This window comes from Mycobacterium shunyiense (genome assembly GCF_058270035.1).
Genome location: NZ_JBZDPT010000031.1, coordinates 151,093 through 176,549, shown reverse-complemented (window position 1 = coordinate 176,549; position 25,457 = coordinate 151,093). Strand labels below are relative to the sequence as shown.

Genomic DNA, 25,457 nt, shown 5'->3' with positions numbered 1-25,457 from the left:
CGACTGAGGCGGGAGAGTCTGGATGGATCAACATCTTGGGGAGTATCTCGGAATCGAGGCCGACTGGTCGCTCGACGGCGACGCTGCCGACACCGTGGAGGTGATCTCCCCGCACACCGAGCAACCCATCGCTCGGGTGGCGGCAGCCGGGCCCGCCGAGGTGGATGCGGCCGTCGCGGCCGCTCGTGCGGCCATCGACCACGGGCCGTGGCCACGCCTCGATCCGGCGGAGCGCATCGCGGCGGTGCGGCGCCTCGCCGAGGTCTACGCCGGGCGACGCGGCGAGATGGCCCAACTGATCTCGGCCGAGATGGGTGCGCCGATCACTTTCGCCCAACGGGCGCAGGTCGGACTGCCGACGATGATGATGTCCGCGTTCAGCGAACTGGCCGAGACCTACCCCTGGCAGGAGACCCGCACCGGTTTCTTCGGATCGGACATACGTATCCAGAGACAGTCGGTGGGCGTCGTCGCCGCCGTCGTGCCCTGGAACATGCCGCAGTTCCTGATCGTCACCAAACTGGTGCCGGCGCTGCTGGCCGGCTGTGCGGTGGTGCTCAAACCTGCACCCGAATCCCCGTTGGATGCACTGCTTTTAAGCGACATGCTCAAAGAGATCGGCCTGCCCGAGGGCGTCGTCTCCGTCGTCCAGGGGGATGCCGCCGTCGGCGCCCACCTGGTCGGTCATGCAGGCGTCGACAAGGTCTCGTTCACCGGCTCCAGCGCCGCGGGCCGGGCCGTCGCAGCCGCCGCCGCGGCCAACCTGACCAAGGTCAGCCTCGAGCTCGGTGGAAAGTCGGCGGCGATCATCCTCGATGACGCCGACCCGGCGACGGTCGCGGCCGGGGTGCGCTCGGCCAGTCTGTCCAACAGCGGCCAGATCTGCAATGCGCTGACCCGCATCGTCGTCCCGGCCTCTCGGGAACGCGAATTCGTCGACGCCCTGGCCGACCGGATGAACGCACTCGTCGTGGGCGATCCTGCCGATCCCGCCACCGAGCTCGGGCCACTCGTGTCCCGACGCCAACAGCAGCGCGTGCGCGACTACATCGACCTCGGCGGGCGCGAGGGTGCCCGGCTGGTCTGCGGCGGCACCGATCTGCCCGACGGTGTGGACACCGGCTGGTACGTCCGGCCCACCCTGTTCGCCGGCGCCGACAACTCGATGCGCATTGCCCGCGAAGAGATCTTCGGTCCCGTCCTCACAGTGATCGCATACCGGGACGAGGACGAGGCCGTCGCGATTGCCAACGACTCCGACTACGGACTGGCCGGCTCGGTGTGGACGGCCGATCCAGACCGGGGAATCGGGATCGCCGAGCGTGTACAAACGGGGACTTTCGGGGTAAACCAGGGGTACACGATGGATCCGTTTGCACCGTTCGGCGGTATCAAGGACAGCGGCTACGGTCGCGAACTCGGCCGTGAAGGGCTCGACGGGTACCTCGAGACCAAGTCCATCGCCGTCGCGGCCACCCGGTGATCGAGAGGGAATGACGATGACCACTACTACGTCGCCCAGGATTCCTGCCGCCGAGCGCATCGCGGTGCGATGCGTCGATTCCGACGTGCATCCGGTGCCCCGACGGGGCGAGCTCGGTCAGTACATCCCCGAGCCGTGGCGGTCCCGATACTTCAACTCCCACGATGTCGGCGACCTGATCTACTACGACGCTCCCGACTATGCGCATGCCTACGCCATGCGCACCGATTCCTTCCCGTCCGACGGTGAATTCGCCGGCAGCGACCCCGATCTCGCGTTCCGGCAGCTGATCATGGAGGCCGGAGCGGATATCGCCGTCCTGGAACCAGCGGCATACTCGGCCCACATTCCCGAGGCCAACCATGTGATGAACTGCGCGCTGAACGACTGGCAGGCCAATCACTGGCTCGACAGCCACAACAACTGGCATGAACGCTGGCGCGGATCCATCTGCCTGGCGGTCGAAGCGCCGGAGTTGGGGGCGCAGGAGATCGAGCGGTGGGCCGGTCATCCCTACATGGCGCAGATCCTGATCAAGGCCGAGCCGCGTCCGTCGTGGGGTGACCCGAAGTACGACCCGATCTGGGCCGCGGCCACCAAGCACGACATCACCGTGAGCTGCCACCTGTCCCGCGGCGAGTACGACGAACTCCCCCTCCCTCCGGTCGGGTTGCCCAGCTACAACCACGACTTCATGGTCACGTACTCACTGTTGGCGGCCAACCAGGTGATGAGCCTGATCTTCGACGGGGTTTTCGACCGGTTCCCGACGCTGCGCATCGTGTTCGTCGAGCATGCATTCACCTGGATCCTTCCCTTGATGTGGCGGATGGATGCCATCTACGCAGCCCGCAAGGGTTGGATGGACATCAAGCGCAAGCCCAGTGAATACGTCAAGGACCACATCAAGTTCACCACCCAGCCGCTGGATTACCCCGAGGACAAGACCGAACTGTCCCGGGCATTCGAGTGGATGGAGTGCGAGAAGATCCTGCTGTTCTCCAGCGATTACCCGCACTGGACGTTCGACGATCCCCGCTGGCTGGTCAAGCATCTGCCCGAACATGCCCGCGAGCCCATCATGTTCCGCAACGGCATCGAAACCTACAAGCTGCCCGAGACTGTTCCGGTGCTCGAGGGGCAGGTTCGGGTCTTCTGAGACTCGGCGCGGCCGCGGTCAGGGCAATTTGATCGCCGATACGTACATCTCGACCATGGGCCGGTAGAGGTCGACATCGTCGAGTTCGCTGCCCAGGACCACCGAGTCGCTGGTGGCGATGAGAACTTGGGCGAACGTCTTCGGCGGTATCAGCAGGGTGCCGCCGAATTGCTCGATGCCGTTGACGATGAACTTTGCCAGCGCGTCGACTACCTCCGAACGCTTGGCGGCGACGCGGTCCCGTGACTCCGGGTTTCGCCGGAGGTAGAGCGTGAACTCATGCCCCAAGGCGGCGTGCTCGGCACCGCGATCTCGGCTCAATTGCCTCCAGCGCTTTGCGATCTCGTCGCGTTCACGCGTGCCGACCTGTTTCGCGCTCGACATCACCTCGGCGAAATTGTCGAAGTAGCGCCGCCAGTAGCGGTCACTCACGGCCAGGAACAGGTCTTCCTTGGTCGTGAAGTGCTTGTAGATGGCGCCCTTGGTGTAACCGGCGGCTCGCGCAATGTCATCCAGTGTGGCTGGCGCGAAACCTTTTTCGGCAAATACCTCTTCGGCGGCGTCGAGTAGTACTGAGCGGGTGTGCTCCAGTCTGCGTTCTCGGGTCCAGCGCTCCGCCATGGCAGAATTCTGCCACAGAATCTGAGTGACCTATTGGAATCTCAGATACCCATGAGTATATTTGCACCCGTTGGCCGGGCCTGGCACCACCGGCTGCTCCACGATCGCCAAGGGGAATCTGAACATGAGTGATCTGTCCAAGAAGCCTGCTGTCACCGAATCGATCGGCGGCGTCGCCGAACTCGAAAAGCAAGGTCCGCCGTCGTCGAATGCGTACAGAATATGGGCGACCGTCGGCGGTGTTTTTCTGCTGGTGACGTTGTATGTGTTCACCCGGTGGGTGACCGGCCCCTACTTCGAGCCGGTGTCGGGTGGTCCGAGCGAGCCACCGATGTATATGAAGATCCCGCTGATGGCCAATGCTGTGGTGCTCTGGGTGGGTCTGCCGTTTGCCTTGTGGTTCTTCATTATTCGGCCTTGGATGCGTGAGCGGCGCATCACGCTCGACGGCATGCTGCTCGTGTCGATGGGTCTGATGATGTTCCAGGATCCGATGCTCAACTACTACAGCACCTGGTGCACGTACAACGCCTGGCTGTTCAACCAGGGGTCGTGGGCGCCGTACATTCCGGGCTGGGTGGCACACGAGGAACCGGGCCACACGGTGCCCGAACCGCTGCTGACCAACATCCCCGGCTATGCGTACGGTGTCTTGCTGCTCACCATCGTCGGCTGCGCGATCATGCGAAAGATCAAGAACCGTTGGCCTGGGATCAGCAATCTGCGGCTGGTCTTGGTCACCTATGCGATCGCCTTTGTCTTCGACTTCGTCATGGAGGCCCTGATCATGTTGCCGATCGGGTTCTACTCCTATCCCGGTGCCATCCAGTCCTTGTCGTTCAACGCCGGCACCTACTACCAGTGGCCGATCTACGAGGGGCTGATGTGGGGCGGTGTCCAGACGGCGCTGGTCTGCCTGCGCTTCTTCACCGATGACCGTGGCCGCACCGTGGTCGAACGGGGGATCGACCGGGTCCGCGGCGGGTTCGTGAAACAGCAGTTCGTCCGCTTCCTCGCCATCTTCGGTGGTGTCAGCGCGTGCTTCTTCCTCTTCTACAACGTTCCCGCGACCTGGCTGGGCATGCATGGAGATGCGTGGCCCGAAGATGTCCAGAAGCGCTCGTACTTCAACCCCGGGATCTGCGGCGAGGGAACCGACCGGCCGTGTCCGAATCCTGATCTGCCGCTGCCGACCAAGCACTCGGGGTATGTGAACCACGAAGGCGAACTGGTGCTGCCGGATGGGGTGAGCATCCCGCCCGTGGTGCCGATCCAAAGGCCCGAAAAGTGACGACGGTCAGCAAGTTTCGGCCGTCCGCCGAATCAGGGACACGGCCGCCGTTCTATCGTGCCGCGGGCCGGGAGGTAGAGACCTTCCGGGCGGCCGCCCGCCGCGGCGCGCCGGTGCTCCTCAAAGGCCCCACCGGGTGCGGCAAGACCCGTTTCGTCGAGGCGATGGCTCACGAACTCGGTCGCGAACTCATCACCGTCGCCGGCCACGAGGACATGACATCTGCGGATCTGGTGGGGCGCTTCCTGCTCAAGGGCGGCGAAACCGTCTGGGTGGACGGCCCGTTGACCAGAGCGGTGCGCGCCGGCGCCATCTGCTATCTCGACGAGATCGTGGAGGCGCGTCAGGACACAACGGTGGTCATCCATCCGCTCGCCGACCACCGGCGCGAGCTGCCCATCGACCGGCTGGGCACCACCTTGTCCGCGGCGCCCGGCTTTCAACTGGTGATCTCCTACAACCCCGGTTACCAGAGCATCCTGAAGAGCCTCAAAGACTCGACCCGGCAACGCTTCGTCGCGATCAGCCTCGACTTCCCGACAGCCGAGGTCGAGACCGAGATCGTCGCCTCCGAGGCTGGAATCGACTCATCCACCGCGGCATCGCTGGTCGTCCTCGGAAACGCCATCCGGCGTCTCGACGGCTCGGCGCTGAGCGAGGTGGCCTCGACCCGCATGCTGATTCTCGCCGGTGGTCTTGTCGCCGAAGGACTCAACCTGCGCGACGCTGTCCAGTCCGCGGTGGTGGAGGTGCTGTCCGACGATCCCGACATCATCCGGAGCCTCGGGGAACTGGTCGACGCAGTCCTGCTGCCGCAGTGAGCACCGGCCTCCCGGAACCGCATCACTTCCGGTTTCTGGCCGGTTTCCTCGCCGGGCGCCCGATCGAGGTGGCCGTGGGCCACACGGACGAGCCCGCGTACACCGACGGGCGGGTCGTCTTCGTGTCGGCGAACGCCGATCGGGACCGGCAGCGCCGCGAGGTGCTGGTCCAGAGCGCACTCCTCGGAGCCGGAAGCCTCGACGGTCAGTACGTCAGGCGACTGCGGGCGCGGCCGTCGGTTGCGCGCCGCTATCTGGGGCTCGAAGGCTACCGTGTCCTGGCCGAACTCGGCCCGCGGATCGCCCTGGCGGCATCGGTTGCCCCCGCCTCGGCCGCACAGTCGGCCAGTTGCGAGGAGTCGTTGCAGATCGCCTTGGGCCGAACCGAACTCGACGCACCACCGAATTGGTTCGGGACGATCAAACCGTCCAAACTGATCCGTACCCGCGGTGTAGCTGGCTCACCGGCGACCGATGCCGATGTCCGGACGATCGCCGAGCATCCCGACGCGTCGGAAATGGATGAGGACGATGACGACGACGGACCGGCAGAGAAGAGTCGGATCCTCAAACTGTTCGAGGCTCCCCTCGGTATGCAGGCGCCCGCGAAGTTCTTGCGCACGCTCTTCGGCAGCTCTCGCTCGTCCGGAAGCGAGGGCGCCGGGGCCGAGGTGGGGATCGGCTCGGTTCGACGGACCTCGCGCGCCGGGGTGAACGCGCGGCCGGCACCCACCCCGATCCGCTTCGTCGGTACCGACAGGCCTGGCTCGGCTCTCATGGTCGGCGGCGCGATGTATCCCGAATGGGACTTGTTCAGGGACCGGTATCGGGAGAACTGGTGCCGTGTGATCGATTATCCGATCACCGCCGCGGAGGTTGTCTCAACTGTTCGGGTGGCGCGCGATGCGGTACTGCGACGTAGGCTGGCACGAGTCGGCCTCGGGCCCAAAGTGTTACGCGGCCGCGCCGACGGCGATGACGTCGACATCGAGGCCATGATCGACCTGTTCGTCGATCTGCGCTCAGGTCATTCACCGCCCGAGCATGTGTACACCGAGCGCCGTCGCCTCGCGCGCAATCTTGGTGTGCTCATCCTCGTCGACGCATCGGGATCGGCGACCGACGCCGACGGCGAAGGCCTTGCCGTCCATGAGCACCAACGACGCGCCGCTGCGACGCTTGCTGCGACGCTAGAGGAACTCGGTGATCGCGTGGCCGTCTACGGTTTTCGTTCGCAGGGCCGCCGCGCGGTGCACCTGCTCGCCGTCAAGACCTTCGGGCAACGCTTCGGCGCCGCCGAGCGGTCCCGGCTCAGCCAGCTTCAGCCCTTCGGCTACACCCGCCTGGGCGCCGGAATCCGTGGAGCTGGTGAGATCCTCAAAACCAAAGCGGGAACGCCACACCGGCTGCTGCTCGTACTGTCCGACGGGTATCCGTACGACGACGGCTACGAGGGACGATATGCCCAGGCCGATGCCGCCAAGGCCCTCGAAGAACTGCGGGCCGACGGCGTGGCCTGCCTGTGCCTGTCCATCGGCGCACCTGCCGATCCTGATGCGCTCGATCGGGTCTTCGGGTCGGCCAGTCACGCCGGGGCCGCTACGTTGTCGGAGCTGAGCCCGCGGATGGATGAGTTGTTCTTGTCCGCACTGGCAGAACTGGCTGCTCCGAAGCCACGGTGACGTGCGTGAGGAGTTGATCAACACCACGCATTGTCGTCGCGTCCGGCTTTGCGTAACAACGTCTTGAGTTGTCGCTGTTCGGAGGGCGTCAGCCGGTCAAGTACCCGCTGATCGGCGGTGTGCACGGCCTCCTCGGCACGGGTGAGCAACGCCCGGCCGGACGCTGTGAGTTCGGTGGGCAGTGCTTTACCTGCCGCCGCGGTATCGGGTCGGTGAACAGCGCCCGCGGCTTCCAGTCGGTGCAGTAACTGATTGGTCGCCTGCGCGCTGACATTGGTGAAGCGGGCCAGTTCGGCGCTGGTGAGCCCGGGATTCAGCGAGATGATCCGGAGGCACACGAACTCCGCCAGTCCGAGTCCGATCGGGGCGAGAACTGCGGCGACCTCCGGGCGCAGTGTCGCGGCCACTCGGTGCAGCAGATATCCCAGCGGCTCCCCGTCCGAGGCAGTCATAGCTGGCATCTTCACATGCGCCGACCCCGCCGGCCATCCGGATCGACCGCGCCGTTTCGCCCACAGCTCAACCAGTTCTCAGCCAGATCTCATTGAATTGGCCCCGACTCGAGCGTATCAAGGAACTTGATACACCTGTTGGACCGCACTCCTGCGGTCCGGCTTAAACCTGGAAAAGGATGTGTGACATGGGTTTTGGAGGATTTGGTGGCGGCTGGGGTCCGGCGGGATTCGGCGGCGGCTGCGGCCATGAAGGACAGGGCGGTTTCGGTCCGGGAGCGTTCGGCGCGGGCGGCTTCGGCGGAGGTTTCGGCGGCGGTGGGTTCGGTAAGGGTTTCGGCCCGGGTTTCGCGCTCAAGCGTGCGGCGATCGGCACCGCGGCTCTGCTGCTCGACGGGCCGGCCACGGCCGAGCAGATCGTCGAGCGCACCACCGAGGCCACCGGCGGCGCCTTGACCCCGCCGCTGGACATCGTCGAACTGGCCATCTCAGGACTGGCCGGCCGCGGTGTGGTCACCGTCTCCGACGGGGTCGCCACTCTGACCGAATTCGGCACCCAGCTGCTGGCCTGGCGTGGTGTCACCAGCGAGACCGCGCACGCGCTGTTGGGCAAGGTGGGAAAGTTCGCCGACGTCATCAAGATCCGTGCCGGCCTGCACGAGGTGGCGGGCCTGGCCCGCACCATCGCGTTCACGGGGACCGACGAGCAGAAGGCCAAGCTCGGTGAGGTTCGGACGAACCTGCTCGCGGCGATCACCGAGGCGAAGAAGGCTCTGCACGGGGCGCTGGCCGAAAGCTGAAATCGCCGCCGAGACTACGGTTTGTGACGCAATTTCGGCTGACCGCATCAGAAACCGTAGTCTCGGCGGAGGTCGGTTCAGCGCAGCACTGAGCCCGGGTTGAGGATGCCGAGCGGGTCGAGGGCATCCTTGATGCGTCGGGTCAGTTCGATCACGTCATCGCCGAGTTGCAGTGGCAGCCAATCCCTTTTGAGTCGGCCGATACCGTGCTCGCCGGTGATGGTGCCGCCCATGGCGATGGCCAGTTCCATCACCCGGGCGAACGCCTGACGGGCGCGCTCGCTCATATCCGGATCGTCGGCGTCGAACACCACCACCGGATGGGTGTTGCCGTCGCCGGCATGAGCGACGACGCAGATCAGCACGTCGCAATCCTCGGCGATGTGTTTGATACCGGCCACCAACGCGGGTAGGTCGGGTACCGGCACCGTCACGTCCTCGAGATAGAACGTGCCCAGCTGCATCAGTGCCAGGCCCACCAGCCGCCGGGCCGCCGTCAAGGCAGCGCCTTCCTCGGCATCGTCGGTCGCGTAAACCTCAGTGGCCCCGGACTTCTCGCAGGCCTCGACGATATGGGCGATCTCCTCGGCCGCCGCGCCCGGTGCATCGGACTGGACCAGCAGCAGTGCCTGCGCCGAACGGTCCAGGCCCATGCGGCGGTAGTCCTCGACTGCATTGATGGTGGCGTGATCCATCAGCTCCAACATGGCGGGCCGAACTTTGGCCGTGATCGCCACGACGGCGTCGGCGGCGTCCTCCACCGAGGCGAACACCGCGACCACCGTCGACGCCGGAGGCTGTGCCGGGATCAGCCGCAGGGTGAGTTCGGTGATCACCCCGAGAATTCCCTCGGAGCCGACGAACAACTTGGTCAGTGACAGTCCGGCGACGTCCTTCAACCGTGGGCCGCCCAACCGGACGGCGGTGCCGTCGGCCAGCACCACCTGCATGCCCAGTACGTAATCACTGGTGACCCCGTACTTCACGCAGCACAGTCCACCGGCATTGGTCGCCGCGTTCCCGCCGATCGAAGAGATCTCGACAGAGCCGGGGTCCGGCGGGTACCAGAGGCCGTACTCGGCGGCGGCCTTCTTCACCTCGGAGTTCAGCAGGCCGGGTTGCACCACCGCGGTGCGGTTCGCGGTGTCGATGTGGATCTGCCGCATCCGTTCGGTGCTGAGGATGATGCCGCCGTCGACGCCGTTGGCGCCGCCGGCGAGCCCGGAACCCGCGCCTCGGGCCACCACGGCGACACGGTGCGAACTGGCCCACCGCAGCACGGCCTGCACGTCCTCGGTGCTGGTGGCCCGCACCACGGCTCGCGGCACCCCAGCCTCGGGATCGAGAGCGGCGTCGCGGCGATATCCCTCGATCACGGCCGGGTCGGTGAGTACCGCGCCGTCGGGTAGGTCGGCGGCCAGCGTGGCGATCTCGGTGTCCGGTGCGGACATTTTCAGGAGCTTACCGACCGGCAGCGGAGCTCGCGGTGAGCTGAGCCCGGGCCCGCGCCCAGGTCAGGAATTCCGCGACGGCATCGGCGGTGTAGTGCCCGCGGGGTGAGCCGAAGATGTCGAAGGCGTGCTGTGCATGCGGGATCTCGGCGTAGACCACGGGCGAATTCGACACCCGGCGCAGGGCGGCGACGAAATCGCGGCCTTCCACCACCGGGATGAGTGAGTCGTTGGTCCCGTGCAGGACGAAGAACGGCGGTGCGTCCGGGTGCACCAGAGTGATCGGTGAGGCGTCCCGGTACACCTGATCATTGGTGGCGAGCGGCAACTTCACGATCAGCCGCTCCAGGATCTCCATGAACTCCTGACGTCCGGGACCCGTGGTGCTGAACCAGTCGTAGCGACCGTAGACGGGTACCGCCGCCGCCACCGAGGTGTCCGCGTCCTCGAAACCGGGCTGCCACTTGGGATCGTTGGGCGTCAACGCGGCCAAGGCGGTCAGATGCCCGCCCGCCGAACCGCCGGTGATACACACCGCGTCCGGGTCACCGCCGTACTCGGCGATGTTCTCCTTCACCCAGGCCAACGCGCGCTTCACGTCGATGATGTGGTTGGGCCACGGGTGGCGCGGGCTGATTCGGTAACCGATCGACACACAGATCCAGCCCTGCTCGGCCAGGTGGCTCATCAGCGGATACGACTGCGGCCTGCGCATCCCGATCATCCATGCCCCGCCCGGGACCTGCAGCAGCACCGGTGCTTTGCCGTCGCGCGGCAGGTCCGGGCGCATCCAGATGTCGGCCAGATTGGCCCGGTGCGGGCCGTAGTGGACGGTCTTGCGGGCGTAGCGGCGCCGGCTCATCGCGGTGGAGTACACCTCACCCCGACGCAGGGGCCGCACTGTCGTGGGGTATTCGTCGGCCAGGGCTTCGTGCACCGGATTTTCGAAGTAGGGCCGCGATTGCACACCGCGCCGGTGCACCAGCACCAGCAGGCCCCAGGAAATGGCCTTGAGCAGCAACGAGATTCGGCCACCCGCGGAGCGGTAGTCGCCGCGGATGGCGCGGCGCAGCGCATCGAGGGCCGACATGGTGATCACCAGCGGGGCATTCTCCGAGGTCGGCCAGCCGAACGCGAAGGACTGGACCGTGGTGTAGCCCCTACGTCCGAGCGGTTTCACCGCATTGGCGGCGTTGAGCAACTCGGCGGCGGCAAGGAGCAGCCGCCTTCTTGGTCCAGGTTGGCGGTCAGCCACTCACGATCTCCTGCAGTTGACGGCGGTCGATCTTGCCGGTGCTGTTGCGCGGCAACTCGGCCAGCACGGTGATCTCCCGCGGCACTTTGTAATTGGCGAGGTTCTCCCGAACATACGCCTTCAGGTCGTCGGGCGTGGCAGCGCCCGAGACCCTCACGAACGCCACCAGGCGTTGGCCGTACTGTTCGTCGTCGACACCGATGACCGCGGCCTCGGCGACATCGGCATGGCCGGCCAGCACTTTCTCGACCTCGATCGGATAGACGTTCTCGCCGCCGGAGACGATCATCTCGTCGTCGCGCCCCACCACGAACAGCCGGCCTGCCTCGTCGAGGTAACCGACATCACCCGAAGACATGAAGCCCTCGTGGAAGTTTTTGTTGCTGCCGGAGGTGTAGCCGTCGAACTGCGTGGAGTTGCGGACGTAAATGGTGCCCACCTCGCCGGCGGGAACCTGTCGGAACTCCGCGTCGAGAATGCGGATCTCGGTACCTTCGGCCGGTTTACCCGCGGTGTCAGGTGCGGCGCGCAGATCGGCAGGCGTCGCGGTGGCGATCATGCCTGCCTCGGTGGCGTTGTAGTTGTTGTAGATGATGTCGCCGAACCGGTCCATGAAGGCGGTGACGACGTCCGGACGCATGCGCGAGCCGGACGCTGCGGCGAACCGCAGCGTGCGGCCGTCGTAGCGATTCAGGACGTTCTCGGGCAGGTCCATGATCCGGTCGAACATCACCGGCACCACGCACAGGCCCTTCGCCCGATGCCGGTCGACGAGCTCGAGGGTGGCCTCGGGATCGAACTTGCGCCGCGTCACGATGGTGCAGGCCATCGACGCCGCGAAGGCCAGCTGGGAGAAGCCCCAGGCGTGAAACATCGGCGCCACGATCACGACCCGCTCTTCGGTGTGCCAGGGGGTCCGGTCGAGGATCGCCTTGAGCACCTCGGGACCGCCACCGGAATGCTTGGCGCCCTTGGGAGTTCCGGTGGTGCCCGAGGTCAGCAAGATCACCTTGCTTTTCTCGGTGGCACGGCGCGGCTCGGCGCCGCGGTGCTGCTCGACCAGTTTCGCGACGGTGAGGGCGTGGGCGTGGGTGTCGGTCCACGCCACGATCCGCGCGGCCTCGGGCCGGTCGGAGAGGGCCAAGGCGGCGGTGTCGGTGAACTCCTCGTCGTAGATGACCGCGTCGACGGATTCGCGGTTGACCACCTCGGCCATGGCCGGCGCGGCGAACGACGTGTTGAGCAGCAGCACGTCGGCGCCGATGCGATTGGCCGCGATCAGTGACAGCACGAAACCGCGGTGATTGCGAGCCATGATGCCGAGCACTTTGGGTTCACCACCCGGCAGCGCCTGCAGGCCGGCGGCCAGGGCATCGGCCTGCTGATCGACCTGCTGCCAGGTCAGCGTGCCGAGTTCGTCGACCAGGCCCGGCCGGTTCGGACACCGCTGCGCCGAGGCCGCGAAACCCGAAGTGACACTCATGTTCTCGCGGGCCATGGCCGACGCGATGCGCAGGTACTTGTCCGGGCGCATCACGGTGATGATTCCGGCCCTGCGCATGGTGGCCACCAGGCCTGCGACGTCGGACACTCGGTCCACCGGTCCAGTCAGCAGATCAAGCGGATTCACCGGTGCTCAGCCGATCACCGGGAAGCGGCGCTCTTCGGCCAGCTCGTCCAGCGCGCGCTGCATGACCCGGCGGACGTGCGCGTCGACCTCGTCGATGTCGGGGTTCTCGCCGAATTCGGCCTCGATGTCGATCGGCGGCAACGTCTTCATCACGATCTTGGACGGCAGCGGCACATTGAGCGGCAACACCGCCGACAGGCCGAACGGGAAGCCGAACGACACCGGCACGATCTTGGTGCGGGCCATCCGCGCGATCGGGCCGAGTGCCTTGGCGATCTCGGTGCCGCGGGACAGGAACAGTTGGGTCTCCTGGCCACCGATGCCGACCATGGGCACGATCGGGACGCCGGAGTTGATCGCCGCCTTGATGTAACCGGTACGCCCGGCGAAATCGATCTTGTTCGCCGACAGGGTCGGTCGGTACACGTCGTAGTCACCGCCGGGGAACACCACGACCACGCCACCCGAGCGCAGCGCCTCGTCGGCGTTCTCGTGGTTGGCCCGGATGAAGCCGGTCTTCTTGAAGAAGGCCGCGGTCGGGCCGGTCATCAGCATGTCGTGGCTGAGGGTGTAGACCGGGCGCTCGTAACCGAACTTCTCGTAGAAGCCCGTCGCGAACACCGGCACGTCCAGGGCGAACAGGCCACCGGAATGGTTCGACACCACCAGGGCGCCCCCGTTGGGGAAGCTGTCCAGCCCGCGCACCTCGGCACGGTGGTAGCCCTTGATCAGCGGCCGCAGCAAGCCCATGACCTTCTCGGTCAGGCTCGGATCCCACTTGGTGATTTCGGACGGGTCGATGTCGGTCGCGGCCACAGGGTCCCCCTATGTGGATTGGAACGTGTTCTAGTTTTGCTAGTGTACCCAGGTCGAGGGCGAAAAACCCATTCGCTTCGCAGGGTCGTTCACCTACTGCCGAGTAGCCGCGGTCAATCCTCTCAAAACCACAGGTCCGCGGTGTCGCTATGAGTCCAGCTCACTGATCTCCTCGCCGACGTTGCGCCGGGCCTGGGCTTCCCAGCGTTGCCGGCCCGCCTCGGTGTGGAAGATCGGTCCGTCGAGCAACGCCGCGAGCACGCGCGCCCGCGCCGGTCGGAACACGTCGTCGGGCACCGATGCGTACTCCTCGCGGACCGCGTCGGCGTACTGCCGGTAGCGCAGTGCCGGCGCTGCGAGTACCGACAGGTCTGCGTCACTCAGCACCGCCGCGTTGACGTCCTCCGGCTCGACCTTGTGCGACTTGGTGGCCAGGACGAGTCGGGCGACTTCGCCGCTGTCGGGCGATTCGGCCAACAGTTGGCGGGCCAACGCCGCGGAGCGGTCTTCGTTGTCGTCGCGACCGATCTCGTAGATCGCATCGTGAAACCACGCCGCGAGTTCGACCGCTTCCCGGTCGAACTGCAGTCCGTCCTCGGCAAGGACGCCGATCGCGTCGAGCACTTCCCGCAGGTGCGCGACGTTGTGGTGCTTCCGGTGCGATTCGGACCAGCGGGCCAGCAGGTCTTCCCGCAGTCGCTCGGTGAGATGTGCAGCCATAGGGCCAGTGTCCTCCGAGATTGACCACGACCACCGTTGAGGCACCATTGCGATCATGGGATCAGACCTCACTGCGTACCTCGACCGGATCGGCCTTGCGGGTCCGGTGTCAGCCGATGTGGAGACGCTGCGCAACGTCGTCGCCGCGCATGGTCGCTCGATCCCCTTCGAGAACCTCGACCCCCTGCTGGGCATCCCGGTCGCAGACCTCAGTGCAGAGGCGTTGGCGGACAAGCTGATCACCCGGCGCCGCGGTGGCTACTGCTACGAGCACAACGGTCTGCTCGGCCACGTCCTGGACGAGCTGGGATACGGCGTCGACCGGTTGGCCGGGCGGGTGGTCTGGATGAAGGAGCCCGACGCGCCGTTGCCCGCGCTCACCCACAACGTGCTCGCCGTGACGGTGCCGGGAGAGGCCGGACGCTTCCTGGTCGACGTCGGTTTCGGCGGGCAGACATTGTCGTCCCCTATCCGTTTGCAGACCGCCGCGGTGCAACAGACCCGCCACGAGCCCTACCGGTTGATGGAATTGCCCACCCAGGGCGCACCGGTATACGAACTGGCCGCACAGGTCCGCGGGCAGTGGCAGCCGCTGTACCGATTCACCGCCGTGTCGCAACCACGCATCGACCTCGAAGTCGGAAGCTGGTACGTGTCAACGCATCCCGGCGGAATCTTCGTCGTCGGGCTGACCGCGGCCCTGGTCACCGACGATGCCAGGATCAACCTGCGCGGCCGGAACCTGGCCATCCACCACCACGACGGGACCGAGAAGATCCGCTTCGACACCGCCGAGCAGGTGCTCGATGCGCTCACCGGGCGGTTCGGGATCAACCTGTCCGATCTCGACGGCGTCGACGTCGAGGCCCGGGTGGCACAGGTGCTGGACAGCTGAGGGCCGCGCGAGCGCAGCAGGAAATGTCATGTCCCGCGGACGGGCAGCCGACCATACTCGGTGACCGTGGAGGAACAACCGAACGGGCGTGACCGGTTGCGGGAACTGCTCGACGCCGTCGTCGACGACGCGAACTCGGGCGTCGGTGACATGGCGCGCAGCAGTTACGCGTCGGAGTTTCACTTCTCCCGGGAGGTCCGCAGACTCACCGGAGAACCGCCCGCGGCGTTGCGCCGTCGAGTCATGCTCGAGCGTGCGGCGTGGCGTTTGCAGCAGGGGGCCGGAGTGGCCGAGGTGGCCGAGTCCGAGGGCTGGTCTTCGGCCGAGGTGTTCTCCAGGGCGTTCCGTCGCGCGTTCGGGGTGCCGCCGTCACGTGCCGGCGCTGTGGGATTTCGGCTCACCGCGCCCAACGGCGTGCACTTCCATCCGCCGCAGGCCTTGTGGTGTGACGCCGACCCGAGTGAGGCCACCGGTCCGGACATCGCGCAGTTCATGCTCGTGCACGACGTCGCCGACACCGAGTACCTGATCGGCGCCGCCCGCAAGCTCTCCGAAGAGCAATGGGGGCAGGAGATCTCACCAGGGCAGGTAGTGCTCGACTGGGACGGACCTGAAGGAAGTGTCGCCGCGGTGCTCGGCGCGATCGTGTGGACCAAGGAGGTCTGGCTGGCCACCATCGAAGGCCGGGACTTCCCCGCCCGGACCGCGACCAGCCAGGCGTCTGCCGAGCAGCTAGAGGCGCATCACGCCGACATCGGAAAGCGCTGGACCACAATGATCTCCGAATACTCGGCGGCGGGACGGCTGGGGGACACCGTCATCGACGCACTGTGCGATCCGCCGGAATCCTTTCAGCTGTACGGGATCATCGCGCACGTGCTGACGTACTCCGCGCACCGGCGTGCCCTCGTGCGCGGCATGCTGGCCCGGCACGGTGTCGCTGTCGACCGGGGTGACCCACTCGAATGGATGAGAAAGGACTGACCGTTGAAGACCGTGTACTACACCGCGTCGAGCCTGGACGGTTTCATCGTCGACAACGAGGACAGTCTGGATTGGCTGATCTCGCGGAACATCGACCAGCAGGGCGCGTTCGGCTATGACGAGTTCATCAAAACCATTGGTGCCCTTGCGATGGGATCATCGACCTACGAATGGATCGTGAAGAACCAACCCGATGAGTGGGCGTATGAGCAGCCGACGTGGGTGCTGACCCACCGACCCGAAATCGTGGCTGCTGAGCATCCGGTGCAGGTGTTCTCTGGTGACGTCGCCGAGCTGCATACCGAGCTGGTGTCGGCTGCGGCGGGCAAGGACGTCTGGGTGGTCGGGGGAGGGCAGGTCGCTGCCCAGTTCGTCACCGCCGGACTGATCGACGAGATGATCGTCAGCTACGCACCCTGTTCGCTGGGTGCGGGGTCGCCGGTACTGCCGGTCCGGTCCGAGTGGGCATTGGCCGAGAGTGCGCTCAACGGCGATTTCGTCTGCGCCCGCTGGGTCAGGGCGCAGACTGCCGGCTGAGCCGCGGGACGCCGTTACGGAGGACGAATTCCTTTGACTTGATCAGAAATTCGAGTTGGCGGGCGACATCGTGCAGGGGCTCGACCGATCTCGACGATCGGCACAGCACCACGGCGCCCTCCAGTGCTGCGATGCACATGACCGCCAGCGAGGACGCGTCGGACGCGTCGAAGCCGTCGGCGGCGAAGTGGGCGGTCAGGGCGGTGCGCCAGCGGGCGAAGACCGCGCCGGCCGCCGCGGTGAGTTCCGGTTCCTCGTCCGGGTCGGCGATCGCCACCGCGACCACCGGGCAGCCCGCGGTGAAATCGCTTCCGGTGAGCACTCGCTCCCAGAATTCGACGAACCGGTGCACCAGATCCCACGCGTTTTCCGACGTTTCGGCGCCGACGACATCACCGATTGTGTCCGCGGCGAACTGCAGCGCCTCCATCAGGATCTGGCGGCGACCGCCGGGGAAATGGTGGTAGACGGAACCGCGAGGTGCGCCACTACGGGCCAGCACCTCGTCGATCGTGACGCCGGCAGCGCCTCGCTCACGCAGTACCTCGACCGCGCTGCCGAGCATGCGGGCGCGGGTGGAGCCGCGTTTGTTCCGCGGCTTCGTGGCGGAGTCAGGCGACTCGGTCATGCAAGAATTGCGAGGAACAGCGAAGCAGCATCCGCGGGGTGATGGTGCGCACCGGAGTATGTGGTGTGCGGACCCGACGGGTGAACCGGTGACCGGCGAGGTTGAGTTCAACGACCCACATCGCGCACCGCCCTTCTATGTCATCCACCATAGAAATGATGGAATCCTCGCATGATGTCGAGTATCTAACGAACATGCTTGTGGATAAGAGACTAGCAGGTGAACGGCTTCTGAACAGGTCCTGCCCCGCTTCGGTGGACCTCAGCCAAATTATGATGTCTTGCATAATTCTGTGAACAGGCGTTGACTGCCCCCATGACGACGGACCCGGCCCTCGACACTCTGACGTTGCTTCGGGACGGCCACGTCCTGCTGATCGGACTCAACCGCCCGGAGAAACGCAACGCGTTCAACGTCGCGATGCTCACCGATCTCTCGCTCGCCTACGGACTTCTTGAATCGGACGACGACCTGCGGGTCGGGGTGCTGTTCGCCCATGGCGACCACTTCACTGCGGGCCTCGATCTCGTCGACGTCGCACCGTATGTGGCCAGCGGCGACCTGCCCACGCCCGAGGGCGGCCGCGACCCGTGGCGCCTTGACGGTGACTGGACGAAGCCGATCGTCGCCGCGGCCCAGGGTCGATGCCTGACCCTCGGCATCGAACTGCTCCTGGCCGCCGATGTCCGTGTCGCGGCGCAGGACACCCGGTTCGCGCAGATCGAGGTGTTGCGCGGCATCTACCCGTTCGGCGGTGCCACCTTGCGGCTGCCGCGCCAGACGGGCTGGGGCAATGCCATGCGATGGCTGCTGACCGGCGACGAGTTCGACGCCGCCGAGGCGTACCGCATCGGGCTGATCCAGGAAGTCGCGCCGGACGCAGACGCGGCCCTGACCCGGGCCTGCGCGATCGCGCACACGATTGCCGATCGGGCCGCGCCGCTCGGGGTCCGGGCCACCCTCGCCTCGGCGCACACCGCGCACCGCGACGGGGATGCCGCCGCGATCGCGCGGCTGCGGCCGGTGGTCGCTGAACTGTTCGCCACCGCCGACGCGGCCGAAGGCGTGCAGTCCTTCATCGAACGTCGGGCCGCGAACTTCCAGGGCCGCTGAAGTTTCTAGCGCGAGCAGACGCGGCGGTACCCCGGATCACGCGCAATCGGGTACGGCAGCGTCTGCTCGCCGTAGGGAATCAGCCGGCGGTATCCAGCGCGACCAGGGCCGCGGCCACCGCGAAGAACTTGTTGGACCCGAGCTGGCGCACGGTCTTGATGTTGAACGCGGCCGCGAGATGTTCGGCATCGGCGTCGGTCACCCCGGCCAGGGCCGCCGGAGAGGCGTCCAGGATCTCCTTGAGCGACTTGTCCTCGTAGGCCTTGTCGAGCGACTTGGCCAGATCAACGGAAACTGCCACGGTGCCTCCTCGTTGTTGGGCTGCCCACCGTAGTTGCCCAACCTGAATGCGGGCTGTCCATTTCCTGGCCCAGAAGTCCCCCGCAAGCGGGAGGGGCCCCCAGCAAAGTCACCCCAAAACCGTTGTTCTGGGGTGACTTTGCGTCTGTTCGCGAGTATTACTCCCGCAGCGTTTTACTCCGGGGTGTAGCCGAACGGCAGCAGCACGCTCTTGGCCTGGGTGTAGGCGTCGATGCCCTCGGGGCCGTTCTCGCGGCCGATGCCCGAGTTCTTGAACCCGCCGAACGGGGCGCCCGGATCGAAGGCGTACATGTTCACCGCGTAGGTGCCGGTGCGGATCTTGGAGGCGATCTCGACAGCCTTCGGGAAGTCCGTGGTGTACACGCTGCCGGCCAGGCCGTACGGCGAGTCGTTGGCGATGCGCACCGCGTCTTCCTCGGTGTCGAACGGGATCACGACGAGGACCGGCCCGAAGATCTCCTCCTGGGCGATGGTCATCGAGTTGTCGACGTCGGCGAACACCGTCGGCTGCACGAACCAGCCCGAATCCAGGCCCTCGGGGCGGCCACCGCCGGTGACGATGCGGGCACCCTCTTCGACGCCCTTCTTGATGTAGCCCTCGACGCGGTCACGCTGCTTCTCCGAGATCAGCGGCCCGATCATCGAGGCCGGGTCGTCCGGCAGGCCGACCGGCATGGCGGCGACGGCGGCCGAGAGCTTCTCGACAACCTCGTCGTAGCGCGACCGCGGTGCCAGGATGCGGGTCTGGCCCACACAGGCCTGGCCGCAGTTCATCAGGCCGGAGAACACCAGCATCGGCAGGGTCGAGTCCACATCGGCGTCCTCGAGGATGATCGCCGCGGACTTGCCGCCGAGTTCCAGCGTGCAGGGCTTGAGCTTCTCGGCGGCGATCTTGCCGATCTCCCTGCCGACGCCGCTGGAGCCGGTGAAGGTGAACTTGTCCAGCTCGGGGTTGGCGGTCAGGGCGCGACCGGTCTCGGGACCGCCGGGCACGACCGACAGCACACCTTCGGGCAGGCCGGCCTCGGCGAGCACCTCGGCGAACAGGTTGGTGGTCAGCGGAGTCTCACCCGCCGGCTTGAGCACGACGGTGCAGCCCGCGAGCAGGGCCGGGCCCAACTTGTTGCAGGCCAGGAAGAACGGCACGTTCCAGGCGATGACGGCGCCCACAACACCGATCGGCTCCTTGATGACCAGGGTCTGGCCGTAGATGCCGTCGCGGATGTCCTTCCAGTCGTACTTGTCGGCTGCGCCGGCGTAGTACTGCAGGCTCGACACACCCGCGCCGAACTGCATCATGTCGACGATGGTCGGCGGCTGGCCGGTCTCCAGCTTCAGCAGGTGCTTGAAGTCCTCGGCCCGCTCGTTGATGAGCTCGACGGCCTTGGCCAGCACGGCCTGGCGCTCCTCGGGCGACATGTGGGGCCACGGGCCCTCGTCGAAGGCTTTGCGGGCCGCGGCGCACGCGGCGTTGACGTCGGCCTCGGCGGCGAGCGGGACCTGGCCGACCTTCTCGCCGGTCGCGGGGGAGAAGACCTCGATGACCTCGGAGGTCGAGGGCTCCACCCAGTGGCCGCCGATGAACAGTTTGTCGAATTCCGTCCTTATGGCGGCTGCGCTTTGTGTCATGGCCGTCACATTACCTAGATTTCCCAGAAAAACGAGAACCTGTTCCAGTGGACGGGTTAGTACGGCTGAAGAACCAGAACCAGATTGCTCACCAGGAACTCCCGCAACCCTGGCACCGAGGTCATCCACCAGGCCCATCGTGGGTGGTAGCGGGGAAATGCGGCGATCAGCGCGCCCGTGCTGGCGGCCCACTGCAGACCATCGGCCGCTGACACCGCGAACAACGACGAGCCGTAGTCGTTCTTGGGTCGGTGACCGTGTTTGCGGGCGTAGCGCTCGGCCGCCCGGGCTCCGCCCAGATAGTGCGTCAGCCCCATCTCATGGCCGCCGAACGGACCCAGCCACACCGTGTAGGACAACACCGCCAGCCCACCCGGCTTCGTGACCCGCAACATCTCGTTGCCCAACCGCCACGGGTGCGGCACATGCTCGGCGACATTGGAGGAGAGGCAGATGTCGACGCTGTCGTCGGCGAACGGCAGTGCCATCCCAGAGGCCCGGACGAAGGTGCCTTCGGTCGCGTCCGCGGCTGGTCCCGCATGCATTTCCCGGGGGTCCGGTTCCACCCCGATGTAGTCCATGCCCGCCGCATCGAATGCCGAGGCGAAGTAGCCGGGTCCGCCGCCGACGTCGAGCACGGTGCGCCCAGAAGGAGATTCACCGGTGGCGCCCGACCACAGATCGGTGACCAGGTCGACGGTATCGGCGGCCAACGCGCCGTAGAAGCGGGCCGGTTCGGTCTGCTCGAACCGGAACTGGGCCAATAGGCGTACGGACCTGTTCAGGGTTGCCCGGCGGGCGAAGCGCGCGGAGATGTCGCTGGGCTGCACCTGCCCAACCTACTGACCGGTACTCTCAACACGATGTCTGCCCGTCCCGACCCTCGCCTGCGGAGCGTCCTGCTGCTCTGCTGGCGCGATACCGGGCATCCCCAGGGCGGCGGCAGCGAGGCCTATCTACAGCGGATCGGCGCGTGCCTGGCCGACAGCGGCATGGACGTCACGTTGCGCACAGCGCGGTACCCGGGTGCGGCTCGGCGCGAGGTGGTCGACGGGGTACAGATCAACCGGGCCGGCGGGCCCTACAGCGTGTACATCTGGGCCGGGCTGTCCATGGTGGCCTCCCGCGTCGGTCTCGGGCCGCTGCGCAAGGTCCGGCCGGATGTCGTCATCGACACCCAGAACGGGCTGCCGTTCCTGGCCCGGCTGGCGTTCGGCCGTCGGGTGGCGGTGCTCGTGCACCACTGTCACCGGGAACTGTGGCCCGTGGCGGGCCCGATGAAGGGCCGCATCGGCTGGTTCGTCGAGTCCAAACTGTCCCCGCGGCTGCACCGTCGCAACCAATACGTCACCGTCTCCCTGCCCTCGGCCCGCGATCTCAACGAGCTCGGGGTCGATTCCGGCCGGATCGCCGTGGTGCGCAACGGACTTGACGAGGCTCCCGGCCCCACCCTCGAGCTGCCGCGGTCGACCAGTCCGCGCCTCGTGGTGCTGTCCCGGCTGGTGCCCCACAAGCAGATCGAGGACGCCCTCGAAGCTGTCGCGACACTGCGCACCAGGATTCCCGGGCTGCACCTGGACATCCTGGGCGGTGGCTGGTGGCGGAAACGGCTGGTCGAACACGCCGAACTGCTCGGCATCTCCGATTCGGTGACGTTCCACGGCCACGTCGACGAAGAGACCAAACACCGTGTGCTGCAGCAGAGTTGGGTGCATGTGCTGCCGTCACGGAAAGAAGGCTGGGGACTCGCCGTCACCGAGGCCGCCCAGCACGGGGTGCCGACCATCGGTTATCGCGCATCGGGCGGGCTGAACGACTCGATCGTGGACGGGGTCACCGGGCTGCTGGTGGAGGATCGTGATGCCCTGGTCGCCGGGCTGCACCAGCTGTTGAGCGACCCGGTGCTGCGGGTCCAGTTGGGCAGCAAGGCGCAGGCCCGCAGCGACGAATTCTCTTGGACGCTCAGTGCGGACGCGATGCGGGCGGTCCTGGAATCGGTGCACGACGGCAACTACGTCAGCGGACTGGTGTAGCCACACCGGTCACTCCGACGACGCGTGGCGGCGCCCGTTGACTGTGAAAGCACGCACACCGCTACTCGCAAAAATGCAGCGTCAGCTCAAAGTCAACAAGAAGTTCTGGCTCGCCAGGAGCTGACCGCCATCCCCACTACCCCGCCGACCAGGGCCAGCAGCCACACCAGGTGTGCGGCTGTCAACACGCCCCGGTGAGGTGAGGCCGGGTGGTCGCCGCCGATCCGGTACAGGGCGATATCGCCATCCCGGTAAGCCGCCGGAAGATCCAGTTCTGCCGGCACCCCATTGGTCTCGACGACCAGCCAGCCGACACCCGCGTCGGCCATTGTCCGGCCGTCAGCTCCCGAGCGCAGCAGGTCCTGCACCGCGCGGGCCCGCGTTCCCTCCCCGGGTACCACCCGGCCACCGATCACCAGATCGCCGGTCGACAGCACCTCGGCGCGCAGCCACCGGGGCAGCGGATCGAGTACCGGCGCGGCGCCGGCCCAGTAGAACGACCGCATACTGTCCGGTGGCAACACCGCCACCGGTCGGGGATCCGCGTTGATGGCGGCCGCTGCGGCGGTCCACCCAGGCGGGTACTGCACGGCACGCATCTGGTTGCCGACGCCCCAGGCGAGATCTGGCAGCACCGCGATCAGCGCTGCGCAGGCCACCGCGGCCGACGCGGCCATTGGCACCCGCAGGCGGCCCAAGGTGACCGCGGCGGCGGCAGCAGCCACGACATAGCCCGGCATGGCCAGCGCCACCCATTTCTGACCATCGCGTACCACCCCGAGGCCGGGCACGGCCCGGATCGTCGCGTCGACGAACGCCAGACCGGGACCGGTGGCCATCGCGGCCGGGATCAGCACCGCTGCCACGGCCAGGATCAGCAGCGGCACCGCCCTGCGGTTGCGCACCACCACGGGCAGGCCGAGCACGACGACGCCGACCAGTACAACGGTGGCGGCCACCGCGAAAAGTGTTGTGCGCGAGCTTGGCACGGCTTCACCGTTCCAGATTCCACCCAAGCCGGCCAGGCTGCCGAGGGTGGAAAGACCAGGCTCGGCCCGAGCCGCGAATGCATGCACCCCGGCCGCCGAGACCGGAGAGGACACCGTGCCACCGACCGCGGCGGCCACCAGCCACGGCGTCGCCGCCAGCACTGAGATGCCCAACGCGAGCGCGGCGACGCGCAGGCGCCGCCAGCCGTCGCCGGGGGCCGCAACGCACACCAGAGCGACCGTGGCGGCCAGCATCAGCCCCGTCGGCGTCAAACCGGCCAGCGCGATCCAGAACAGCAAGCCCCACACCGGGCCCGTCTCCGGCTTGGTCCGCAGGCGCAGCACGCACGCCGCCACCCAGGGCAGGCAGCCGTAGCCGACGAGCAGGCTCCAGTGCCCCTGCAGCAACCGCTCGGCCACGTACGGATTCCAGATCGCGAGCGTCGCGGCGATGAACTGGCCGGGCAACCCGGCGTCCATCACCGTGGAGGCCAAGCGTGCGGCGCCCCAGCCGGCCAGCCACAGGCCCGCCACGAGCAGAACCTTCACCACGATTCCGCCGTCCAGCACGGTCGACGTCAGGGCAACGAGAAAATCCTGGGGCAACGCGCGGGGGGCGGCTTCGGTCAGGCCGAGCGCCGCATCGGTCAGGTATGAGCGGGGCGTGGAGACGGCGTCCCGCAAAAGCAGATAACCGGGCCCCAGCAGGGGCCCGGTTACCGATAACGACAGTGCCAGCGCGTAGGCCGGCAGCAGGGCAGAGCGCAGGCTCAGATCACCGGTCCGGTGGTAGGTCGGATGGTCGTTGAGCGGGTAGCTTCTCGGTCTTGGCCTCGGCGCCGGGGACTTGGAAGCCCTGGGTGTCGAAGAAGCCGTGATCGGCGGTGTCGAGCCCGGGATCGATCAGCGTGGACTCGGCGCGGATCGCGAACGAACCCACCACGGCGCCACCGACAAGTGCCAGCAGGCCCAGCGCGGTGAACGTGATCGGCAGGACGCGGGTCCACAGTGACACGCGGTCACGCTCGTCCTGAGCGGCCGCAACCTGGGACTCCACGGTCTCCTCGTTGTAGGTGACCTTGTAGTCGACGTAGGTCACCTCGGGCTTGAGCTTGTCCCGCGCGTAGTACTGGTAGCCGTGGTCCTGCGCCTTGACGATGGTGCCCGACACGGGGTCGACCCAGAAGGTGCGCTGCGCGGCGTAGAAGCGGTCCATGGTGATCCGCTCGTCGGGTTCGCCGGGCACGCCCCACATCTCGGGGCTTGCGGTCACCGAGCTGTCGGCGTCGTCCTCGTAGAGCGAGGAGTACTTGACCGGATCGGCCAGCTTGCCGTTGGAGTCGTAGCCCACGTTCTGGATGAACCGGTAGGTGGTCAGCCCGTTGACGTCTTCTTCGCCGTCGTAGTTCGCGTCATACGCCTTCTGCGCGATCGCGTCGAAGAACGGGTACGTCTTCTTCTCGGTGTCGAACGGGAACCGGTAGGTCAGGCCGTCATGTGGCAGCGCGACGTTGGTCGGCGGCTTCTCGTCCTCGATGGCCCGCGGCTTCTGCAGGGCCCCGCCCGGGTTGTTGTCGCTGGACACCGCGAGCGCGGTGCTGCGGTTCATCGTGACCGTGTCCACCAGCGCCAACAGCAGACCGGAGTCCTTCTGCCGGTCCGTGCGCCGCAGCGTGCTACCCACCTGCAGCGTCACCACTTCGGCGTTCGACGGTGATTCCACACTGACCTGTTGCTGCAAAGCGACCGGCACGTTGCGGTCGACCGAGAACTTCTCGGCCACCAGCGATTCCGGATCGAAAGCGGTCGCGGTGCCATCGCTGACCAGGCTGGTATCGAGATTGAGCGGGATCTTGGCGATCTTGCCCTTGGTATAGGTGGTCAGCAACAGCGCGGCAATGAGCAGGGCTGCACCCAGCCCCATCAGTCCGCATGCCGCTATCCGCAGCGCCACTGCGCGGTTCAAACCGTGCCTCCTTCAGTGTGGGCCAACTCGCCGTGAGGCAAACCCGTTCGACCCTAACAGCACTATCTAAGGCCATTACTTACTCCGGCGACATCCCGCGGGCGCGTTAACCCGCAGTTTGGCGGGGTTGCCATCGAGCGGCACACTGGTCGCCGTGGCCACCGGAGCACCGGACCCGGAA

General features: G+C 66.7%; 24 protein-coding genes. 11 read left to right on the top strand and 13 right to left on the bottom strand.

Annotated elements, in window-relative coordinates:
• Positions 1 to 22 precede the first annotated feature (22 nt).
• Together AC4ELS_RS18005 and AC4ELS_RS18000 are read left to right on the top strand one after the other, a co-directional pair.
• Positions 23 to 1,483: an aldehyde dehydrogenase gene (locus AC4ELS_RS18005; RefSeq protein WP_165609139.1), complete on the top strand. Its 1,461-nt coding sequence runs from the start codon at positions 23 to 25 to the stop codon at positions 1,481 to 1,483.
• 16 nt (positions 1,484 to 1,499) lie between these two features.
• Positions 1,500 to 2,642, top strand: coding sequence for an amidohydrolase family protein (locus AC4ELS_RS18000; RefSeq protein ID WP_064882173.1), 1,143 nt, complete (start codon positions 1,500 to 1,502; stop codon positions 2,640 to 2,642).
• An 18-nt stretch (positions 2,643 to 2,660) separates the two neighbouring features.
• On the opposite strand, the gene AC4ELS_RS17995 is transcribed toward AC4ELS_RS18000, so the two are convergent.
• Positions 2,661 to 3,263, bottom strand: a complete 603-nt coding sequence (locus tag AC4ELS_RS17995; RefSeq protein ID WP_448448135.1) for a TetR/AcrR family transcriptional regulator — start codon at positions 3,261 to 3,263, stop codon at positions 2,661 to 2,663.
• Positions 3,264 to 3,387: 124 nt separating this feature from the next.
• On the opposite strand from AC4ELS_RS17995, the gene AC4ELS_RS17990 reads away from it, so the two are divergent.
• From AC4ELS_RS17990 to AC4ELS_RS17980, 3 genes are read left to right on the top strand one after another with little or no spacing between them, the layout of a single operon-like run.
• Positions 3,388 to 4,554 carry a spirocyclase AveC family protein gene (locus tag AC4ELS_RS17990; protein WP_064882177.1) on the top strand — a complete coding sequence of 389 codons (1,167 nt, stop codon included), beginning with the start codon at positions 3,388 to 3,390 and terminating at the stop codon, positions 4,552 to 4,554.
• A complete protein-coding gene (locus AC4ELS_RS17985; protein WP_448448138.1) occupies positions 4,551 to 5,375 on the top strand; it encodes a CbbQ/NirQ/NorQ/GpvN family protein in 825 nt (274 codons plus the stop codon). The genes AC4ELS_RS17990 and AC4ELS_RS17985 overlap by 4 nt, the downstream gene beginning before the upstream one ends.
• The gene (locus AC4ELS_RS17980) at positions 5,372 to 7,057 is read left to right on the top strand and encodes a nitric oxide reductase activation protein NorD (protein ID WP_448448140.1); all 1,686 of its coding nucleotides are present in this window, start codon (positions 5,372 to 5,374) and stop codon (positions 7,055 to 7,057) included. Before AC4ELS_RS17985 ends, AC4ELS_RS17980 begins: the two co-directional genes overlap by 4 nt.
• Before the next feature lie 17 nt (positions 7,058 to 7,074).
• On the opposite strand, the gene AC4ELS_RS17975 is transcribed toward AC4ELS_RS17980, so the two are convergent.
• The gene (locus AC4ELS_RS17975) at positions 7,075 to 7,509 is read right to left on the bottom strand and encodes a MarR family winged helix-turn-helix transcriptional regulator (protein WP_082941657.1); all 435 of its coding nucleotides are present in this window, start codon (positions 7,507 to 7,509) and stop codon (positions 7,075 to 7,077) included.
• A 188-nt stretch (positions 7,510 to 7,697) separates the two neighbouring features.
• On the opposite strand from AC4ELS_RS17975, the gene AC4ELS_RS17970 reads away from it, so the two are divergent.
• Positions 7,698 to 8,309, top strand: a complete 612-nt coding sequence (locus AC4ELS_RS17970; protein WP_064882075.1) for a hypothetical protein — start codon at positions 7,698 to 7,700, stop codon at positions 8,307 to 8,309.
• Between the two features lie 77 nt (positions 8,310 to 8,386).
• Here AC4ELS_RS17970 and AC4ELS_RS17965 read toward each other — a convergent pair whose 3' ends face one another.
• The 5 genes from AC4ELS_RS17965 to AC4ELS_RS17945 all read right to left on the bottom strand — a co-directional run bounded on the left by AC4ELS_RS17965 (position 8,387) and on the right by AC4ELS_RS17945 (position 14,181).
• Entirely contained in the window at positions 8,387 to 9,760 is a 1,374-nt protein-coding gene (locus AC4ELS_RS17965; protein WP_064957859.1) for an FAD-binding oxidoreductase, read from the bottom strand.
• Between the two features lie 10 nt (positions 9,761 to 9,770).
• On the bottom strand, positions 9,771 to 11,015 hold the full coding sequence (locus AC4ELS_RS17960; RefSeq protein WP_448448143.1) for an alpha/beta hydrolase: 1,245 nt from the start codon (positions 11,013 to 11,015) through the stop codon (positions 9,771 to 9,773).
• Positions 11,008 to 12,615, bottom strand: coding sequence for an acyl-CoA ligase FadD12 (fadD12, locus tag AC4ELS_RS17955; protein ID WP_499048849.1), 1,608 nt, complete (start codon positions 12,613 to 12,615; stop codon positions 11,008 to 11,010). The genes AC4ELS_RS17960 and fadD12 overlap by 8 nt, the downstream gene beginning before the upstream one ends.
• A 36-nt stretch (positions 12,616 to 12,651) precedes the next feature.
• Complete coding sequence (locus AC4ELS_RS17950; RefSeq protein WP_064882081.1) at positions 12,652 to 13,461, bottom strand: 1-acyl-sn-glycerol-3-phosphate acyltransferase; 810 nt, start codon at positions 13,459 to 13,461, stop codon at positions 12,652 to 12,654.
• A gap of 147 nt (positions 13,462 to 13,608) precedes the next feature.
• A complete protein-coding gene (locus AC4ELS_RS17945; protein WP_064882083.1) occupies positions 13,609 to 14,181 on the bottom strand; it encodes an HD domain-containing protein in 573 nt (190 codons plus the stop codon).
• A 55-nt stretch (positions 14,182 to 14,236) separates the two neighbouring features.
• Here AC4ELS_RS17945 and AC4ELS_RS17940 point away from each other — a divergent pair, with 55 nt between their 5' ends.
• The 3 genes from AC4ELS_RS17940 to AC4ELS_RS17930 are packed head-to-tail and all read left to right on the top strand — an operon-like array spanning position 14,237 to position 16,597.
• Positions 14,237 to 15,076, top strand: a complete 840-nt coding sequence (locus AC4ELS_RS17940) for an arylamine N-acetyltransferase family protein (RefSeq protein WP_499048509.1) — start codon at positions 14,237 to 14,239, stop codon at positions 15,074 to 15,076.
• A gap of 60 nt (positions 15,077 to 15,136) precedes the next feature.
• Positions 15,137 to 16,060, top strand: coding sequence for a helix-turn-helix domain-containing protein (locus AC4ELS_RS17935; RefSeq protein WP_499048506.1), 924 nt, complete (start codon positions 15,137 to 15,139; stop codon positions 16,058 to 16,060).
• A gap of 3 nt (positions 16,061 to 16,063) precedes the next feature.
• A complete protein-coding gene (locus AC4ELS_RS17930; protein ID WP_499048503.1) occupies positions 16,064 to 16,597 on the top strand; it encodes a dihydrofolate reductase family protein in 534 nt (177 codons plus the stop codon).
• On the opposite strand, the gene AC4ELS_RS17925 is transcribed toward AC4ELS_RS17930, so the two are convergent.
• Positions 16,575 to 17,225 carry a TetR/AcrR family transcriptional regulator gene (locus AC4ELS_RS17925; protein WP_499048500.1) on the bottom strand — a complete coding sequence of 217 codons (651 nt, stop codon included), beginning with the start codon at positions 17,223 to 17,225 and terminating at the stop codon, positions 16,575 to 16,577. The genes AC4ELS_RS17930 and AC4ELS_RS17925 overlap by 23 nt on opposite strands.
• A gap of 315 nt (positions 17,226 to 17,540) precedes the next feature.
• Between AC4ELS_RS17925 and AC4ELS_RS17920 the strand changes: the two genes are divergently transcribed.
• Complete coding sequence (locus tag AC4ELS_RS17920; RefSeq protein ID WP_499048497.1) at positions 17,541 to 18,338, top strand: crotonase/enoyl-CoA hydratase family protein; 798 nt, start codon at positions 17,541 to 17,543, stop codon at positions 18,336 to 18,338.
• Positions 18,339 to 18,417: 79 nt separating this feature from the next.
• Here AC4ELS_RS17920 and AC4ELS_RS17915 read toward each other — a convergent pair whose 3' ends face one another.
• The 3 genes from AC4ELS_RS17915 to AC4ELS_RS17905 all read right to left on the bottom strand — a co-directional run bounded on the left by AC4ELS_RS17915 (position 18,418) and on the right by AC4ELS_RS17905 (position 21,103).
• A complete protein-coding gene (locus tag AC4ELS_RS17915) occupies positions 18,418 to 18,639 on the bottom strand; it encodes a hypothetical protein (protein WP_064933829.1) in 222 nt (73 codons plus the stop codon).
• A gap of 173 nt (positions 18,640 to 18,812) precedes the next feature.
• Positions 18,813 to 20,288, bottom strand: coding sequence for an aldehyde dehydrogenase (locus tag AC4ELS_RS17910; RefSeq protein ID WP_064882183.1), 1,476 nt, complete (start codon positions 20,286 to 20,288; stop codon positions 18,813 to 18,815).
• 56 nt (positions 20,289 to 20,344) lie between these two features.
• Complete coding sequence (locus AC4ELS_RS17905; protein WP_499048846.1) at positions 20,345 to 21,103, bottom strand: class I SAM-dependent methyltransferase; 759 nt, start codon at positions 21,101 to 21,103, stop codon at positions 20,345 to 20,347.
• 48 nt (positions 21,104 to 21,151) lie between these two features.
• Between AC4ELS_RS17905 and AC4ELS_RS17900 the strand changes: the two genes are divergently transcribed.
• Positions 21,152 to 22,321 carry a glycosyltransferase family 4 protein gene (locus AC4ELS_RS17900; RefSeq protein ID WP_499048493.1) on the top strand — a complete coding sequence of 390 codons (1,170 nt, stop codon included), beginning with the start codon at positions 21,152 to 21,154 and terminating at the stop codon, positions 22,319 to 22,321.
• Between the two features lie 92 nt (positions 22,322 to 22,413).
• Here AC4ELS_RS17900 and AC4ELS_RS17895 read toward each other — a convergent pair whose 3' ends face one another.
• Both AC4ELS_RS17895 and pgfA read right to left on the bottom strand, forming a co-directional pair.
• Positions 22,414 to 24,066, bottom strand: coding sequence for an MmpA family trehalose lipid delivery protein (locus tag AC4ELS_RS17895; RefSeq protein ID WP_499048843.1), 1,653 nt, complete (start codon positions 24,064 to 24,066; stop codon positions 22,414 to 22,416).
• 19 nt (positions 24,067 to 24,085) lie between these two features.
• Entirely contained in the window at positions 24,086 to 25,276 is a 1,191-nt protein-coding gene (pgfA, locus tag AC4ELS_RS17890; protein WP_064957871.1) for a cell envelope lipid trafficking protein PgfA, read from the bottom strand.
• Positions 25,277 to 25,457: the final 181 nt, after the last annotated feature.

Excerpts from the sequence above, each read along its gene's own strand:
- AC4ELS_RS17940 (WP_499048509.1), top strand. The coding sequence starts at position 14,237 with ATGGGATCAGACCTCACTGCGTACCTCGACCGGATCGGCCTTGCGGGT.
- AC4ELS_RS17900 (WP_499048493.1), top strand. The coding sequence starts at position 21,152 with ATGTCTGCCCGTCCCGACCCTCGCCTGCGGAGCGTCCTGCTGCTCTGC.
- AC4ELS_RS17925 (WP_499048500.1), bottom strand. The coding sequence starts at position 17,225 with ATGACCGAGTCGCCTGACTCCGCCACGAAGCCGCGGAACAAACGCGGC.
- AC4ELS_RS17945 (WP_064882083.1), bottom strand. The coding sequence starts at position 14,181 with ATGGCTGCACATCTCACCGAGCGACTGCGGGAAGACCTGCTGGCCCGC.
- AC4ELS_RS17975 (WP_082941657.1), bottom strand. The coding sequence starts at position 7,509 with ATGACTGCCTCGGACGGGGAGCCGCTGGGATATCTGCTGCACCGAGTG.
- AC4ELS_RS17990 (WP_064882177.1), top strand. The coding sequence starts at position 3,388 with ATGAGTGATCTGTCCAAGAAGCCTGCTGTCACCGAATCGATCGGCGGC.
- AC4ELS_RS17965 (WP_064957859.1), bottom strand. The coding sequence starts at position 9,760 with ATGTCCGCACCGGACACCGAGATCGCCACGCTGGCCGCCGACCTACCC.
- AC4ELS_RS17920 (WP_499048497.1), top strand. The coding sequence starts at position 17,541 with ATGACGACGGACCCGGCCCTCGACACTCTGACGTTGCTTCGGGACGGC.
- AC4ELS_RS17910 (WP_064882183.1), bottom strand. The coding sequence starts at position 20,288 with ATGACACAAAGCGCAGCCGCCATAAGGACGGAATTCGACAAACTGTTC.
- AC4ELS_RS17970 (WP_064882075.1), top strand. The coding sequence starts at position 7,698 with ATGGGTTTTGGAGGATTTGGTGGCGGCTGGGGTCCGGCGGGATTCGGC.
- AC4ELS_RS17995 (WP_448448135.1), bottom strand. The coding sequence starts at position 3,263 with ATGGCGGAGCGCTGGACCCGAGAACGCAGACTGGAGCACACCCGCTCA.
- AC4ELS_RS18005 (WP_165609139.1), top strand. The coding sequence starts at position 23 with ATGGATCAACATCTTGGGGAGTATCTCGGAATCGAGGCCGACTGGTCG.
- AC4ELS_RS18000 (WP_064882173.1), top strand. The coding sequence starts at position 1,500 with ATGACCACTACTACGTCGCCCAGGATTCCTGCCGCCGAGCGCATCGCG.